At 37.1% G+C, this 16394-nt stretch carries 13 protein-coding genes, 1 tRNA gene and 1 other RNA gene; 8 read left to right on the top strand and 7 right to left on the bottom strand.

All coding sequences use genetic code 11. From position 1 onward, the window contains the following. From A9G10_RS04190 to A9G10_RS04200, 3 genes are all read right to left on the bottom strand, one after another. On the bottom strand, nt 1–389 hold a 389-nt coding region (locus tag A9G10_RS04190), incomplete at its 3' end, for a hypothetical protein (protein ID WP_143425951.1). Beyond that, the gene (locus tag A9G10_RS04195; protein WP_065558374.1) at nt 389–3928 is read right to left on the bottom strand and encodes a hypothetical protein; all 3540 of its coding nucleotides are present in this window, start codon (nt 3926–3928) and stop codon (nt 389–391) included. The genes A9G10_RS04195 and A9G10_RS04190, both read right to left, overlap by 1 nt. Before the next feature lie 1111 nt (nt 3929–5039). Beyond that, entirely contained in the window at nt 5040–5792 is a 753-nt protein-coding gene (locus A9G10_RS04200; RefSeq protein WP_065558375.1) for a M48 family metallopeptidase, read from the bottom strand. Nucleotides 5793–5948: 156 nt separating this feature from the next. Between A9G10_RS04200 and queA the strand changes: the two genes are divergently transcribed. Then, nucleotides 5949–6983 (top strand): tRNA preQ1(34) S-adenosylmethionine ribosyltransferase-isomerase QueA, encoded by a 1035-nt coding sequence (gene queA, locus A9G10_RS04205; protein WP_065558376.1) that lies wholly within the window; start codon nt 5949–5951, stop codon nt 6981–6983. A 74-nt stretch (nt 6984–7057) separates the two neighbouring features. On the opposite strand, the gene A9G10_RS04210 is transcribed toward queA, so the two are convergent. Further along, nucleotides 7058–7741: a M48 family metalloprotease gene (locus tag A9G10_RS04210; RefSeq protein ID WP_065558377.1), complete on the bottom strand. Its 684-nt coding sequence runs from the start codon at nt 7739–7741 to the stop codon at nt 7058–7060. A 138-nt stretch (nt 7742–7879) separates the two neighbouring features. On the opposite strand from A9G10_RS04210, the gene tgt reads away from it, so the two are divergent. The 3 genes from tgt to A9G10_RS04225 all read left to right on the top strand — a co-directional run bounded on the left by tgt (nt 7880) and on the right by A9G10_RS04225 (nt 9329). Continuing rightward, entirely contained in the window at nt 7880–9016 is a 1137-nt protein-coding gene (gene tgt / locus A9G10_RS04215) for a tRNA guanosine(34) transglycosylase Tgt (RefSeq protein WP_065558378.1), read from the top strand. A gap of 72 nt (nt 9017–9088) precedes the next feature. Next, nucleotides 9089–9165 (top strand) — tRNA-Pro (locus tag A9G10_RS04220). A gap of 39 nt (nt 9166–9204) precedes the next feature. Beyond that, a non-coding RNA gene (locus tag A9G10_RS04225) (RtT sRNA) lies at nt 9205–9329 on the top strand. Nucleotides 9330–9437: 108 nt separating this feature from the next. Here A9G10_RS04225 and A9G10_RS04230 read toward each other — a convergent pair. Then, nucleotides 9438–10469 (bottom strand): LacI family DNA-binding transcriptional regulator, encoded by a 1032-nt coding sequence (locus A9G10_RS04230; protein ID WP_065558379.1) that lies wholly within the window; start codon nt 10467–10469, stop codon nt 9438–9440. A gap of 323 nt (nt 10470–10792) precedes the next feature. On the opposite strand from A9G10_RS04230, the gene A9G10_RS04235 reads away from it, so the two are divergent. The 4 genes from A9G10_RS04235 to rimL all read left to right on the top strand — a co-directional run bounded on the left by A9G10_RS04235 (nt 10793) and on the right by rimL (nt 13591). Then, nucleotides 10793–11236, top strand: a complete 444-nt coding sequence (locus tag A9G10_RS04235; protein ID WP_065558380.1) for a PTS sugar transporter subunit IIA — start codon at nt 10793–10795, stop codon at nt 11234–11236. A gap of 32 nt (nt 11237–11268) precedes the next feature. Beyond that, a complete protein-coding gene (locus A9G10_RS04240; RefSeq protein WP_065558381.1) occupies nt 11269–11541 on the top strand; it encodes a PTS sugar transporter subunit IIB in 273 nt (90 codons plus the stop codon). Nucleotides 11542–11562: 21 nt separating this feature from the next. After that, the gene (locus tag A9G10_RS04245) at nt 11563–12927 is read left to right on the top strand and encodes a PTS ascorbate transporter subunit IIC (protein WP_065558382.1); all 1365 of its coding nucleotides are present in this window, start codon (nt 11563–11565) and stop codon (nt 12925–12927) included. Between the two features lie 112 nt (nt 12928–13039). Further along, nucleotides 13040–13591: a 50S ribosomal protein L7/L12-serine acetyltransferase gene (gene rimL, locus A9G10_RS04250; RefSeq protein WP_065558383.1), complete on the top strand. Its 552-nt coding sequence runs from the start codon at nt 13040–13042 to the stop codon at nt 13589–13591. Nucleotides 13592–13627: 36 nt separating this feature from the next. Here the strand turns inward: rimL and A9G10_RS04255 are convergent, their stop codons facing one another. Together A9G10_RS04255 and adhP are read right to left on the bottom strand one after the other, a co-directional pair. Next, entirely contained in the window at nt 13628–15121 is a 1494-nt protein-coding gene (locus A9G10_RS04255) for an APC family permease (protein WP_081299029.1), read from the bottom strand. Between the two features lie 203 nt (nt 15122–15324). Beyond that, nucleotides 15325–16359: an alcohol dehydrogenase AdhP gene (adhP, locus tag A9G10_RS04260; RefSeq protein WP_065558384.1), complete on the bottom strand. Its 1035-nt coding sequence runs from the start codon at nt 16357–16359 to the stop codon at nt 15325–15327. Between the last annotated feature and the right edge of the window lie 35 nt (nt 16360–16394).

The following is a 16394-nucleotide window of genomic DNA, read 5'->3' on the forward strand; positions in this document are numbered from 1 at the left end:
TGTTCACTTGATACTAAGATACCTTGATCGTTTTTTAATGTAACGGATAGACCTTGTAACGGAAAGGTTACATTAGCTGCGGTATCATCGTAGTCTAAAAATACTCTTCCCGCTATTGGAATTGCATTAGCTACCGATACAACTGCTAACGACATAAAGGTGGATAGCAACATCCATTTTAGACATTGCAATATTGCTTTATAACAAAAAACATCAACCCAAGATCTTTTTTTAGCATTCATTTTCGCTGTTGCATTACACTTAATTCGCATTATCTTCTCTCCTGATATGCGTAAATTCTTTTCTTTTCGATTTTCAGCTTTTAGGTCTGATTTTATCTGCACGGGTAAAGGTATTTGACCACTGTTAAATTTTTGCCAACTGTTCATTAGAAACTCCCCACTACATTGACAAACCAACCATGTGAACGGTAGTTCAAGCGTGTTAAGTTGTCGTTATAATCCGTGAAGTTGTAACCCACGCCCATCTTGATGTTGTCGCCAACATTGCGATAAACACTGGTCACTAAACCGTCTTTATGGTCATCTGCCAGATCAGTACGTAACGTTCGACCTTCAACCTGATATTCCCAGTCACCCGTCTTATAATTAATCCTTAGTGCATATAAATCAGCGCCTGATGAATACCAATCGCTTTCACCTTTATAACGTAAATGCCCCTGTCTTTGTGCCGCTTTAAACGCCGTCTCCCAGTTCGCATTCCATTCGTAAACACCTTCTAATGACCATACCCAGCTCTTTTGGTCATACAAACTCGATGTATAACGTTTACCGCTTGATGATGTTGAGTTCACTATCAACTGGTCATCCGGGTCTAATCCATACACATAGGTCATTTTGCCAAAAAGGTTCAGATTATTGATTACTTGAGGTCGGTAGGCAAAACCGATCATTGACTCCGTGTAATTACTTACTACATCACTTGAATCATCTTGATTACCAAACGTTTTGGCAAAATCAAATTGTCCAAGCCAACTTAAGTTTTCATTAACTACCGTTTTGACCCGGTTAGTGGTGACCCATTGTCTTATGCGTTCACTACCTTCATCTATCCGATATTCCAGACGATTGCGTATTTGAAATAAATCATTTTTATAACCATAACCAGCGGCATAAATATCCCGACGAGTTTCATCATTTCCGGTTAAACTGGTGTGATTGCGGTGACGGTTGCTCACACGGCCTATCGAGTAAGACCCCTCTATAAATTGGGCTTCCGTCGGTTTATAACTCACCCCGTAAACATCCGATGTCGTGTGGTCTATGCGGTTAGTTTTAAATTGTCGCTCAGAATATAACTCCATTTGACTCGTCGCCTTGGTTCGACCACCGAATACCGTTGTAATACCGCGACCCGAACTTGAGTCCACATCATTAAGTACCTTCGTGTATAAGTTGGTGCGGTCATTCACATCCCAGCTGCCCTGGATACCACCACCGCCTCCACGGTTTGACACAAACAATTCCGCGCCAATATTAATGCTGTCCGTTATCTGAGAGCTGTATCCCACCGTCGTGCGGTTGTCATTCGACACATCACCCGATTTGCCTAACGTCAGCTGCTGAATAATGTAACCTTTGTCCCGTCCGTCAAAAAACGAGCGTTCCAGTTTCGCCGCCACCAGCATTTCATGCGTGCTGTCCTCACCATAATTGTGGTTATTACGGTGCTCCAGCTCTAATGTGGTCTTATATAAATCGCCCAGCGTGGTGTAATATTGTGCACGGGCTATTCGTTCTACATAGTTACCCTTGTCTTTTTCATTGCTGTAACCCAGTAAGACACCTTTTTTATCCGGCTCAAAGTCATAACGTAACTCGCCACCCCACTCTTCCAAATCACTGCTTCGGGCTTTGGCAAACGATGAAAAGCCTTCCTGCTGCATCGAGTAATACCCTTTAAAACTCAGCGGAATATCCTCATCCGTAAAGTCATTAAAGTTGATGGTTTGCTCAACCTTCCATGCCGCACCTCGGGTATCGCCTGATAACGTCGTTTGATTAAACGATACACCACCATTGCTCGACACATAGATATCATTCATCCCCGCCTTGCTTTTCGCATACTCCACATGGGTATGTGTTCCTTGCGTCGGTCGTATTATCAGGTCTACCCCTTTTAATTCATACGTATCTCCGCTTGACTGGTCTTCATTGATATACGTCCCGCCAATTCGAACATGGTCGTTTAACCAGTGATAAGCACGACCACCAAACACTTTTTCGCTGTTAAAGTCAAAACCGTCTGAGTAATATTCATACTCCGCAATAATCCACACCGGGTTACCCCCTAACAGATTACCGCCTTCAATTATCGAACTCCCCGTCTCGCCCTGTGCCGTCATCGGCAATGGCTTGGTTAAAAGTACCCGACCCTGAAACTGATTGACTTCATAGTCCACGCCTTCCGTCAACGTCCCGGTGCTCAGTACCCGACCCGTATTACGGTCGCGTACCTCCATCGACAGCTTTAAACTCCCTTCGGTAATACGCTGATGTTTTAAAAAATACAAACTACCACCGGTCGAGGCTAACTCAACATGACTGCCTCGCGTTTCACCGTTCGATAAAAACACCGTCCCGTACGTGCGGGTATCGCCATATCCGGTCACGCCTTCACTTTCATGAAACAATTGTGCACCGTATAAACTGCGGTTAAAGTTGGCAAACTCATTGCCCGTAATCTGCGTGTTATAGTTACCCCATAACCCGTAACTTTTCCCTTTCTCTATTTTGAGATAAAACTTCCCTTCCGTATCCACATCCCGTTCAGTGGTCGAACCATCACCGTAACTTGGGTAGTAAGCTTGCGGGTCGATTTCACGGATAAAACGGGTCGGGTCTTTTTCACCTAAATGACCGAACGCATTTTTCAGCCGGGTTTCCGTTGTGTCCAAATGGGCGGTAATGCGATAATCACCTTTGTTCGCTTTTAAATAAAAAGCAACCCGTCCATCCCAGCTCCCTTTGCCGCTGTAGTGATGACTGTCAGCCTCTTCCAGTATGGATTGTCCGTCGCCACTGACATTGTTTTGCGCATACGTCACATCCACTATACCCACATAGAAAAGGTCATCTTCCTGCTCCACCACCAGCTTTTCCTGCTGTGTGTGGGTCTGACCCTGCTCATCCTGCCAGCTTAAATCAAACTGATACTCACCCGGCGATAAAATTATCTCGCGCATGGCTCGACCATTGTCGTCCACCACTAAGTGCTCACCATTGAGCTTCACTGCTTTTTTATCTTCCAGTCCCGCCATTTGAATGACCACTTTACGGTCTTGGGCACTGGTGACAATGCCCTGATGGTTTATTCGGCTTTCACCAAAGCCCGGTATCGTGCTGTCTGATTTTAATTGACCAAATAATAAATTTGACGTGGGGGTCGATTTGCGGTAGGCGGTGAACGGATTGTCGATTTGTGCACTGCCGTAACCTAAGGTTTTAAATGGCACTGCATATACGGTATCTTTTTGGCCTGCATAACCGGTCGTGCTTAAAATCGCTTTATACTCGCTGTCAATTGATAACGGCTCACCATTATCCGTTTCCCCGCTCCATAATACGGCCTCATCCGGACTGATATCACTAAAACGGAATGTCTTTAAGGGATATTGGTTATCTAAGTCTGATTGACGGTAAACCGTGATCTGGTATTCCGCTATTTTTGAGGGGTAGTTAGTATAGACATAAAATCCCATTGGTGAGGTAAACAGCCCTTGTGAGGTCAGCTTAAGCTTGGGATTATAGATACTTAAGTTAAGCTTCTCTTCTGCATTAAACTCATCCCGGATAATGTTCAATTTGGGCACGTTATCCGCACCGGCATAAACACCATTTGAGCCGAGTAAAAAAGCAGCACTTATCCCCAGACAAGGTAAATGCCGGGTCCAGTTATGTTTTTTCATCTACTTTATTTCCTTTCTTTTTAAGGTCAATTGCTTTATTTTTTTATAATTAAATTTATTTATTAGGTTTTATTGACTAAATTGTTATTCTGCTGACCAATCAAAACAATAATTTATAATCACTTGTTTTTTAGAGAAAAAACACCTAATTAATGAAACGGCAGTTCAACTATTACTCAATTTTTGGGCTAGCAAAAATGATAAATTTTGAACACAAGCTTCTTATCCATTGATTCAAAACGATTTTTTATAAGTGGACAATTTAATAAAACAAGTGTTTGTTTACATATTTTTTTCAAAAATTTTCACAATTATATATTGATCGCAAAAAACGATCAATACTTAACAACATGATCGTAAAAAACTATCATTACCACATATAACTATTTTTATTAGGATTAATTACGTATAAAAACTTGCATAAATAACTTTTAAAATAAAAAAACAGATGCTAATTAATAACAATATCAATATTCAATTACATAATTTTGCTTACTGATCTTGATTAGACAGTATTCGATATTTAACTTAACAAATTAATCAGAAAAATTTTTAAAAAAGTCAAAAAAATTTACTTTTAATTAATGCATTAGTTATAAAGATCCATTTAATAAATTAAGATAAAGAATTCAATTTACAATCAAACTTTCGGATTAGTAAAAATTTTTAAATGTTGCATATTCATTTCTTCTCTATTCATTTTTAATGATCAGAAAAATTAACAAAACAAGCGTTTTTACAGATACTTTTTAAATATTTTCACAATCACACATCAATCGAAGAAAACGATTAATTTAAATAATTAAAATCAATAAAAACTATTAATTTACATGTAACAATTTTTAATTTTGCTTAGTGAAGTATAAAAAGAAGCGTTAAATTATTTTAACAATTTGATAAATAGATAGTTATTTACAATAATCCTGTAATGACATGACTTAATTGTAAAAATAAGTAGTTTGTAAATGCGAGATGATAGGCAAAGAAATGGAGAACATCTTCTAGATGTCTATTGATTAATACTATTGAATTCGTCTTGAAATTTCAATTTACATAAAAACAAAAAAGCACCAAAAAATTAGGTGCTTTTGATTCAATTATTGACTCGATATTATTTTTTCAATCTAGCAATCTTCTTACGAATATTAGCCGCACGATCTGATGAAGAAGGATGACTACTTAATAAGTCAGCATTACCACCACCAAGTTTTTCAAAACTCGTTGCAAGCCCTACTGGATTAATGTTTTTCTTTACTAAGAAGTCAAAAGAGTAGTTATCAGCGTCTTTTTCTTGTTTTTGTGAAAATTGAGAGTTAACAACAGCGGTGGCTAAAGTGCCTAATTTAGATTTTGATAACGCAGTTACCGCCGCGTTTCCTGATGAAGCAGCAGCATCACGAGCTATCTCGGTAGCATAAGCAACTTGCATTGCTTTTTTAGTGTGCCCTAAAGCAACATGACCTAATTCATGTCCTAAAACACCCTGAATTTCATTGTCATTCATGTTATCCATTAAACCACTATAAACACGGACACAACCGTTAGCCATTGCCCATGCATTGATATCTTTATTTAGATATACTTTATATGTAATAGGTGTTCCATTTAAGTTATAGCCGAGTGTTTTGGCAATTTTATTCAATCGTTTAGTATAAGCACTGTTGGCAGACGCAATTTTTGCTTTTGAATCCATTTGAGCACATGCATTAGCGCTTAATGTTTTTATTTCATCGTCACTAAGTGTTGCAGCCTGAATACCACGCATACCAAGATCAGTCATATTATCTATACTGTTACAACCGACTAATGATATTGCTGCAACCAAAGGTAGAGCAATAGATAATGTATTTTTAAGATTTTTCATTTTGTTTTCCTTATTTTAAATATAATTACTTTATTCCTAACCTTAGCTAGGCAGCCAAAATTTTAAACTAACTTTAATAATAAGCAATAAATAATTACTTGCTTACTGGTATTATGAGATTTAGACTAATGCCTATTTTTTTCAGACATAGCTATTATGAAACTATCCGACTTTAATTTTTTACTTCCCAAAGAACTTATTGCAAAGCATCCTTCTCAAACCAGAAGTGACTGTCGACTTTTATCTTTAAATGGTCATACAGGAAAGATTGAACACGGAATTTTCACCGATATTATTGATAAAATTAATCCCGGTGATTTACTTGTTTTTAATAATACTAAAGTTATCCCTGCCCGTTTATTTGGAAAAAAAACATCGGGAGGAAAAATTGAAATTTTAGTTGAACGAATTTTGAATGATAATCGTGCCCTTGCCCATATCAAAGCATCAAAATCACCTAAAGAAGGTACCGAACTTTTATTAGGTGAAGATGATTCGATTAAGGTGGTAATGGTGGCAAGACATGATGCTTTATTTGAACTTCAATTTCCTGACGATGTATTGACTATTTTAAATAAAATAGGTCATATCCCTTTACCACCTTATATTGATCGCCCCGATGATGAACAAGACCGTGAAGTTTATCAAACTGTTTACAGTAAAGTGCCAGGTGCGGTTGCTGCACCTACTGCCGGGCTTCATTTCGATGAACCATTGTTAGAAAAATTGAAAGATAAAGGCGTTGAAATGGCTTTTGTTACTTTGCATGTTGGTGCAGGTACGTTTCAGCCCGTAAGAGTTGAAAATATTGAATCGCATATAATGCATGCCGAGTATGCAGAAGTCCCCGAAACAGTCGTTGAGGCAGTGTTAGCTTGTAAAGCTCGTGGTAATAAAGTTATCGCCGTGGGAACAACATCGGTTAGAGCGCTAGAAAGTGCCGCCCAAAAAACAGGTACGATCACACCTTTTTTTGCCGACACACAAATTTTTATTTATCCCGGCTACCAGTTTAATGTGATCGATGCATTAATTACAAATTTTCATTTACCCGAATCGACTTTAATTATGTTAGTTTCAGCCTTCGCTGGTTATGAAAATACAATGAATGCTTATCAACAAGCCGTTAACGAAAAATATCGTTTTTTTAGCTATGGTGATGCGATGTTTATTACAGGCAAACAAATTTAATTGGTGAGTTTTTAAAATTTGCCAATCTAAGTAGTAACCATTTACCCATTGATTGGCAAACGAAGAAAATATTATTACTTAATATTATTCAGTTTTTGTGAAATATGATTAATTCGTTTTGATATTGCAGGATGCGATGTTAGATCGACATCATTATGTACCGGCATTTTCATAAGCATGCTAATCAGTGCGGCAGGGTTTAATTTTTGTTTACGTAATATCTCAATCGCATAATTATCTGCATCAATTTCATTTTGCTGAGCGGTCTCCTTTCTTACCATCACAACAGTCTTATTCGCTTTATCATAAATTTCAATATAAGGGGCATGTTGGAATGCGTTTATCGCATGTTTTAGCGCAATGTGTCCTTGTTCATGAGCAAGTACGGCCAATAGCTCATCATCGGTTAACAGTTTAATTAATCCGCTGTTTAGGCGTATACAACCATTTGCTGATGACCAAGCATTAGGCTTTGTATTGAGATAAACTTTATAATTTAGTTGAAGAAGATTAATCTTGTTAGGCAGATATTGAATAAGGCGATGAAGTCGTTGACTTATTGCATGATCATTAGCAAGCACAATAGATTGCTTATCTTCATCACGACAAACTTGTTCATTGAATTTTAGGATTTCCTGCTCAGATAACACATCAATTTGTTGAGAAGAAAGAATAAATTGCGGTTTATTAAGTTGGCTTTGACAACCTGTTATCATGAATAAAATTAAAACTGACAATGATAAAATAATGTATTTCAAAATTTTTAAAAACCCTCCAAATGTTGTCTATTGTCAATGATCACGATAAACTAGGCGCCGAAATTTAATAATACGACAACGTATTATATCAATAATTTGCGCCAAACTGTTTATTTGGTCGCACGAGGTTAACAAAACATGAAATTTGAATTAGACAATACTGACGGACTTGCTCGTCGAGGACGTATGAAATTCGATCGCCGTGGCGTCGAATACACCGTTGAAACCCCAGCATTCATGCCTGTTGGTACATATGGTACCGTAAAAGGGATGACACCTGAAGAAGTCGCCGCAACTGGAGCCCAAATCTTATTAGGTAATACCTTTCATCTATGGTTACGGCCAGGGCAAGAGATTATGCGTAAACATGGTGATTTACATGATTTTATGCAATGGCATGGCCCTATTTTAACCGATTCTGGTGGGTTTCAAGTTTTTAGTTTAGGTGATATTCGCAAAATTAAAGAAGAAGGCGTTTATTTTCGTAATCCAATTAATGGCGATTCAATCTTTTTATCGCCTGAAATTTCAATGGAAATTCAATACGATCTTGGTTCTGATATTGTGATGATTTTTGATGAATGTGCGCCTTTTCCTGCGGAGTGGGACTATGTCAAAAAATCGATGGAAATGTCATTACGATGGGCAAAACGAAGCCGTCAACGTTTTGATGAACTTGGTAATAAAAATGCATTATTCGGTATAGTTCAAGGTGGTGTACATCAAGAATTACGTGACATATCCATTAAAGGATTAACCGAAATAGGCTTTGACGGATATGCTGTGGGTGGATTAGCCGTTGGTGAACCGAAAGCGGATATGCATCGTATCTTAGAAGGCACTTGCCCTCAATTACCGGCTGATAAACCACGTTATTTAATGGGCGTTGGCAAACCTGAAGATTTAGTTGAAGGCGTACGTCGTGGTATCGACATGTTTGACTGTGTCATGCCAACCCGAAATGCTCGTAATGGACATCTTTTTGTAACTAACGGCGTCATTAAGATTCGTAATGCCAAATATAAAGATGACACAACACCACTTGATCCTGAGTGTGATTGTTATACCTGCAAAAATTACACGAAATCTTATCTTCATCATTTAGATAAGTGTGGTGAAATTTTAGGGGCAAGGCTCAATACTATTCACAATTTACGCTATTATCAACGTTTAATGGCAGAGATTCGAGAAGCAGTTGCTAACAATCGTTATGAAGAATTTGTCACCGAATTTTATCAACGTATTGGCAAAACACCAGCCCCTTTCACAAAATAAAAAATTATCATCATAATTTTTAGGGGTAACTCTTGACACATCGAGGTTAGCGCAGTATTATGCGCATCCTAACGGCGAGTAGCGCAGCTTGGTAGCGCAACTGGTTTGGGACCAGTGGGTCGGAGGTTCGAATCCTCTCTCGCCGACCAATTTTTAGAAAAAGCCTACTCATTGAGTAGGCTTTTTTATTATTCGCTTCAGTTTAGAGGATGAGAACCGACAGAGGTTCGAGCCGAGCGTAGCGAGACAACGTTGCTTTAGCAACGACCCGAAGGGCGAGCATAAAATGCGAGTCATCCTCTCTCGCCGACCAATTTTAAAAAAAGTCTGTTTTTCTAAGTAGGCTTTTTTTGTTTCTGAATTTTGAGAATAAAATTTACTTCATTATTTCTTTCTTTTATTTAACATATAATACGCTCAACTATAAACTCACTCGAGCTTGGATGACTGGCTCTAATGGGGATAATATAGGTTCAATCCAATCCGTTTTGTTATTTAATTTATGTGATATTAAAGTCGCCGTATATTCTCCAATCTGTTTGGAAGGTAATGCGACAGTCGTTAATGGTGGAAAGCTTACTTCACTAAACTCATTATTACCAAATCCACTTACCGCCAATTGATAAGGGACACGAATATGCCGACGTTGACATTCATAAAGCACACCACACGCTAATTCATCAGTCGTACATATTAAAGCGTCAAGTTCAGGCCAGTTGAGTAATATGTCGGAGAGCAAATCGGAACCCGTACTAAAGTTAGCAGGTTTAGCAGCATTAATTACTCTATGATTGGGTAAATGATAAGTTAGCATTGCTTTATGCCAACCATGCAAACGCTGTTGAAAAAAATGATTTTGTTGATTAGCACATAACAAACCAATATGGCGATAACCTTTTTTAATCGCATACTCGGTAAGCATATACATAGCTAAACAATCATCTATTTCGACGTTTAAATCTATTAAGTCCTCATATTGCTTGCCAATATTCATAATCGGTATTGTTTTGTAATTGATGATTTGTTGAATTAACGCTTCATCTTCAACATGAAAGAACAAAATTGCTTCAAGCTGATAACTACTTAACGTATTAACTAATTGCGATTCGCATTTGTAATAATGGCACAATTCGATAATTAATGTCGTATAACCTTCTTTTGCTAAGTGGGTTTGCAAAGTATTAAGTAAAATTTGTGCTGAATGATCATATATTTTAGAAGTAATGACCGCGATAACTTTAATCGCCGATGCAGAAGCCAGTAAGCTTGCTGCGACATTAGGTTTATAACCCAATGTCGCAATTGCCAATTGAATTTTTTGACGGAGCTTATCCGAAACTTGCTCAGGAGTCCGTAAAGCTCTTGATACCGTCATAGCCCCCACACCAGCATGTTTCGCAACATCAAACAAGGTGATCTGCCCAGTACTCTTACGCTTTTTTATATCCTGCATGTTTTATCTCAATTAATGTTAACCCTTTTATTTATCTGCCTATTTGCCCAAAGAATAATGAACTAAATTTTTTTATGGCTAGCAATCAAGAGCAGATTGTTTAAGCTGTTTTTTAATCATGATTATCGATATAATATTAGTACTCTAAAAAAATATTTTTTTATCCATTCACTAAAAATGTTATCTGTATCACAAAACAGATAAATTTTATATTAACTTTGATAGCGCTATCACATTTCTATTATTTTTTCGTTTCTATTATTGTGCAGTATGTTAATTTTTGGCAAAGACAGTAACTTTATATCGGTTTTAATGGAGGAAAAATGTTAGGTAAATGGTTAACCAACCAAACAGTCAATATTATTGATTCGGTTAAAGACTGGAAAGAAGCAATACAACTTTGTGCAACACCATTGTTAAAAAATAATGCCATTTCACAAAATTACGTGGATGCTATTTTTCAGTTACACGAATCAATAGGACCTTACTACGTTTTGGCACCCGGTATTGCTATGCCACATGCCAGACCTGAACAGGGTGTAAATCAATTAGGATTGTCAATGTTATTGGTCAAGCAAGGCGTTAAATTCAATTCAGAAGATAATGACCCTGTTTATTTAGTGACTTTATTAGCGGCCAATGATAGTACCAGTCACATTGAAATGTTAACGCAATTAGCAACACTCTTCGGTGAATCAAACGATATGCAGACCATTTTTAAAGCACAACATCGTGATGAAATCTTGGCTGTGATTGATCAATATTAAATTAAATAGAAATGAGTAAAAGGATAAACAATATGAAAATTATGGCAGTTTGTGGTTCAGGTCTTGGTAGTAGTTTTATGGTTGAAATGAATATCAAAAAAGTCCTAAAAAAATTAAATATTGATGCAGAGGTTACACATGCTGATTTAGCTTCAGCAACACCCGATCAAGCTGATCTGTTTGTCATGACAAAAGATTTAGCCACCAGTTCTGGGATTCCTGCCGATAAATTAGTGGTGTTAAACAATATTATTGATATCAACGATTTAGAACAAAAACTCGTTGAGCATTTTGCCAAGAACTGAGCAAATCTTTGAGGAGTTACTATGATTCAGGAAATAGTAAAATTTATTGTTGATATCCTAAAAGTACCTGCGGTGCTTGTTGGCTTAATCGCAATGGTAGGATTATTAGCTCAACGTAAATCATTTGCCGATACGGTAAAAGGAACCATTAAGACTATTTTAGGATTTTTGGTATTAGGTGGTGGTGCAACAGTACTTATTAGCGCAATTACACCATTAGGTATCATGTTTGAACAGGCGTTTAAACTTCAAGGAATTGTTCCTAATAATGAAGCTATTGTATCAATGGCATTAAATGAGTATGGCACAGCAACTGCATTAATTATGGCGTTCGGTATGATTGCCAATATTGTTGTTGCCCGATTTACACGATTAAAATTCATCTTTCTAACCGGCCATCATACTTTTTATATGGCTTGTATGATTAGTATTATTTTAACCGTCTCAGGGTTTCAAGGTTGGCAATTAGTCTTTACTGGCGCATTAGTTTTAGGGTTAATTATGGCGTTTTTCCCTGCTTTAGCTCAACCACAAATGCGAAAAATTACCGGTAACGATGATGTCGCATTTGGTCACTTTGGTACGCTAGGTTATGTCTTAGCTGGTTGGCTTGGTATGGGAGTTGGCAAAGGGTCTCGTTCAACTGAAGAGATGAACTTACCCAAAAATTTGAGCTTTTTACGTGACAGCTCAATTTCAATCTCGTTAACCATGATGATTATTTACCTTATTTTAGCCGTATTTGCCGGTTCAGATTATGTTGAAAACAATCTTAGTCATGGTGATAATTATTTAGTTTATGCCATTATTGAGGCGATCACTTTTGCAGCAGGTGTCTTTATCATATTGCAAGGTGTACGTCTAATTCTTGCCGAAATTGTCCCCGCATTTACAGGATTTTCAGAAAAATTAGTCCCTAACGCCAAACCTGCTTTAGATTGCCCTGTCGTATTTCCTTATGCTCCTAATGCGGTATTAATTGGCTTTTTATTTAGCTTTTTGGGTGGATTAGTTGGATTATTTGTTTTAGGTCAACTTAACGCGGTACTCATTTTACCGGGTGTGGTTCCACATTTCTTCTGTGGTGCAACTGCTGGGGTATTTGGTAACGCAATGGGCGGTCGCCGTGGGGCAATGCTTGGTGCATTTGCTAATGGTTTATTAGTGACCTTTTTACCCGTGGTATTGTTACCTGTACTAGGATCACTTGGTTTTGCTAATACCACGTTTTCTGATGTCGATTTTTGTGGTGTAGGTATTTTACTTGGTAATATGGCAAAATGGTTAAATAAAGATGTTATTATGATGATTATTGTTGCTATTTTTGCTTTATTAGTCGTGTATAACTATGTGGCTAAACCGAAAAGCAAGAATCAGACCAAATAATAATCATTCTTTGTTTTGTATCCATTAAAATCCATCGAAATTGCCAGACTACACAGTCTGGCAATTTCATAACAAGGGACTTTAAACTGTTATGTTTTTAAGAGAATAAACAATGAATGATAACCAACAAGATAAAATTCATGTCACTGAACATATCTATCTTAGTCCTGCAACAACTGATTATGCCAACGCGTTATACCACATTATTGATTCAAATCGTTTCTTCTTTAGTCAATTTATGGCATGGCCAAAATTTGTCAAATGTGAGTCAGATACAGCTAATTTTTTAGCAGATTGTTTTATCAAACATCAGCAAGATCAAACTAAAACCCATGTGGTTTTACATAATAATCTACCGGTTGGTCTACTTTCCTTTAATTATATTGATAAAAACAATAAAACAGCCTATCTCGGTTATTGGTTAGATGGCAAAGCACAAGGTAAGGGTATCATTACACAAGCTATCCAAGCACTCACTCATCATTATGCTGTAAAAAAAATCATCAAACGCTTTGTCATTAAATGTGCTGTCACTAATTTGAAAAGTAATCAAGTCGCTAAGCGTTGTGGTTTTGATTATGAAGGAACACTAAAACAAGCCGAATATCTTAATGATGCGTTTTATGATCAAAATATCTATAGTTTAATTTCAAATTATATTTAAGCTAATTGTCATAAAAATAAACTGGCAATAGCCAGTTTATTTTATGAATTGATTAAATAACATCAAAACTTTAAAAGCAAGTCCTGAACTCACGATATAACCATATGCAATTAATCCGACAATGATAATTAATGAAGCATATGCAATAGAGTATTGTGTTTTGTTATGATATTTTTTCATTTCACCAAGCGAAAGTTCTTTGTTTTGATTCTTTTTATGATAGTAGTAATATACTGGTAAGCCAATTAAGGTTAAAAAGATTGAAGCGATCCCATTTACAGTTTGATAAATCAACATACCATAAATAACATAAGCAGCCCCGCTTATAGCCACAATAGGAATAATAGGGTATCCAATAACTTTGTAAGGTCTAGGCACATCAGCATATTTTTTTCTGGCAATAATCACACCAATAAAAGTCAGTAGATAAAATACCCAAATCGCAAACATTGAAATTTCTGATAACCGATCAGCATCCAGCAATATCGAATACAAGAATGAAAAAATAACTAAGACAATAATAGCATTAACTGGGGAACGACTATCCTCATCAATCGTACTTAAAAAACGTGCCCCAATAATCGTACCTCGCTCAGCCATACTAAAAATAGTTCGTGATAAGGTCATAATATAACCATTAATGCCACCCAGAATTGAGACCATAATACCAACGGCAACCAAGTTTCCACCGAATTCCCCAAACATGCGTTGTGAAGCAATAGCTGAGGCATCATGTTTTAGTGATACCATTTCCTGTACCGGAAATATTTTAAATAGTGCAATATTTATACAGGCATAGACAATAATTAAGAATAGGATTCCCAGAATGATTGCTTTAGGTAAAACTTTTGAAGGATTTCGGATTTCACCAGCTACAGAGGCGACTTGCGCCCAACCGTCATAAGCAAACAGTGTCGCAAGAATGGCAACAGCGAAAGGTGCATAGGTTTCAATACCTTGTCCACTTGCACCAAGTAAGGCGACTTGTCCATTACCTTTCCAAAGACCAAAGATAGCTAATAAAAGGATAGGAATGAGTTTACAAATCGTTGCAAAGGTTTGTAAATAGCCTGCCTCTTTAACCCCTATTGCATTAATCAAGGCAATAAAACCTAACACACCTGCACTAACCGCCATTCGATAAGCTTCATCAATGTTAAATAATAAGCAAAAAACTGAGCTAAAATAGCCAACAAGTGCCCCAACTAATGATGGCGCAAAAAGAACAGTGATCATCCAACCATAAAGGTGAGATACTTTCGCACCATAAATTTTTTCTAAATAAACTAACATGCCACCAGTTTTAGGAAACATCACCCCTAATTCACACAATGTTAGTCCACCACAAATAGAAAAAATACCGCCTATTATCCATGCTAGTAATGCATAATTATAATCACCAGCGACTTCTAACACTGCGGGTGGTTTCATAAAAGCCCCTGCTCCTAAAACCATTCCGACAACCAGTGATAATGCAGAAACTAGACCAAGATCTTTCCGCAATTTATTTTCTAAATTGTGATCTGACATAAATGTCCTCTTTGAGTAATAATCTATATTAAGGAAAATTTATTTATAATAGAAGTTTATGAATAAAATTCAAGAAAGAATACTGTTAACTATCTGAAAAAAATTAAATTCATACAAAGAATGGGATTTTTATCTTTTAAATATAAAAAAGTCAGCATTAAGCTGACTTAAGCATATAAGTCGAAACCTTTTAGTTACTTTTTTTAGTTACTTCTTTTCATTTTCATATCAATGACCATACGCCCTTGAATTTTTCCTGCTTTCATTTCTTCGATCATATCGTTGATATCTTCTAATGGTCTTTTTTCAACAATTGGGACAACTTTTCCTTCTGCACTAAATTGAAATGCTTCAGCAAGATCTTCTCGAGTCCCCACAAGCGAACCTAAAACTTGAATACCATCTAATACTGTTTTAGGAATACTTAAATCCATTGTTTCAGACGGCAAACCCAGTGCCACAACACGTCCTAAAGGACGAACAGATTCAACAGCCTGATTAAAACCGGTCTTAGTTACTGACGTCACCACAGCACCATGCGCACCACCGCCCGTATGTTGTTTTATATATGCCCCCACATCGGCTATTTTTTTAGGATTAACGACTAAATCAGCTCCCAATTTTTTACACAACTCTAATTGACTATCACTATTACTAATTGCCACCACTTTGTTATTAAAGACTTTTTTTCCATACTCCACCGCCAAAGTCCCTAAGCCTCCAATACCAAATACCGCAAGCCATTGCCCTGGCTTGGTATCCGCAACTTTAATACCTTTATAAGTGGTAACTCCGGCACACGTTACACTGGTTGCTTGAGCGGGATCTAGTCCTTCTGGAACTTTAACGGCATAATCAGCCTTAACAATACAAAATTCTGCCATACCTCCGTCAACGGTATAACCCGAATTTAACGCACTACGACAGAATGTTTCATTACCCGATATACAATATTCACAAGTCCCACAACCTGCATGAAACCAAGCAATACTGACCCTATCGCCAACTTTTAAACTTTTTACATCGGGCGCAACTTTAGTCACTATACCGACACCTTCGTGACCAATTACTCTACCCGGCTTTTTACCAAAATCGCCCGAAGCGACATGAAGATCAGTATGGCAAAGACCGCAATATTCAACTTCAACTAAAGCTTCACCTGCTTCTAATGGACGGATAGGGATATCTTTAATGTCGACTTGACCATCGCACGCATTTCTTATAACAGCAGCTTTCATTTCTTTCTCCTGAATAATTAAAATTTAACTCATAA

The sequence above is a fragment of the Gilliamella sp. wkB308 genome (assembly GCF_001690185.1).
Classification (GTDB): Bacteria; Pseudomonadota; Gammaproteobacteria; order Enterobacterales; family Orbaceae; genus Gilliamella; species Gilliamella apicola_I.

What these genes read in the sequence shown, in the direction of transcription:
- rimL (WP_065558383.1), top strand. Translation starts at nt 13,040, where the DNA reads ATGAATGATAACCAACAAGATAAAATTCATGTCACTGAACATATCTAT.
- adhP (WP_065558384.1), bottom strand. Translation starts at nt 16,359, where the DNA reads ATGAAAGCTGCTGTTATAAGAAATGCGTGCGATGGTCAAGTCGACATT.
- queA (WP_065558376.1), top strand. Translation starts at nt 5,949, where the DNA reads ATGAAACTATCCGACTTTAATTTTTTACTTCCCAAAGAACTTATTGCA.
- A9G10_RS04240 (WP_065558381.1), top strand. Translation starts at nt 11,269, where the DNA reads ATGAAAATTATGGCAGTTTGTGGTTCAGGTCTTGGTAGTAGTTTTATG.
- A9G10_RS04230 (WP_065558379.1), bottom strand. Translation starts at nt 10,469, where the DNA reads ATGCAGGATATAAAAAAGCGTAAGAGTACTGGGCAGATCACCTTGTTT.
- A9G10_RS04195 (WP_065558374.1), bottom strand. Translation starts at nt 3,928, where the DNA reads ATGAAAAAACATAACTGGACCCGGCATTTACCTTGTCTGGGGATAAGT.
- tgt (WP_065558378.1), top strand. Translation starts at nt 7,880, where the DNA reads ATGAAATTTGAATTAGACAATACTGACGGACTTGCTCGTCGAGGACGT.
- A9G10_RS04245 (WP_065558382.1), top strand. Translation starts at nt 11,563, where the DNA reads ATGATTCAGGAAATAGTAAAATTTATTGTTGATATCCTAAAAGTACCT.
- A9G10_RS04255 (WP_081299029.1), bottom strand. Translation starts at nt 15,121, where the DNA reads ATGTCAGATCACAATTTAGAAAATAAATTGCGGAAAGATCTTGGTCTA.
- A9G10_RS04235 (WP_065558380.1), top strand. Translation starts at nt 10,793, where the DNA reads ATGTTAGGTAAATGGTTAACCAACCAAACAGTCAATATTATTGATTCG.
- A9G10_RS04200 (WP_065558375.1), bottom strand. Translation starts at nt 5,792, where the DNA reads ATGAAAAATCTTAAAAATACATTATCTATTGCTCTACCTTTGGTTGCA.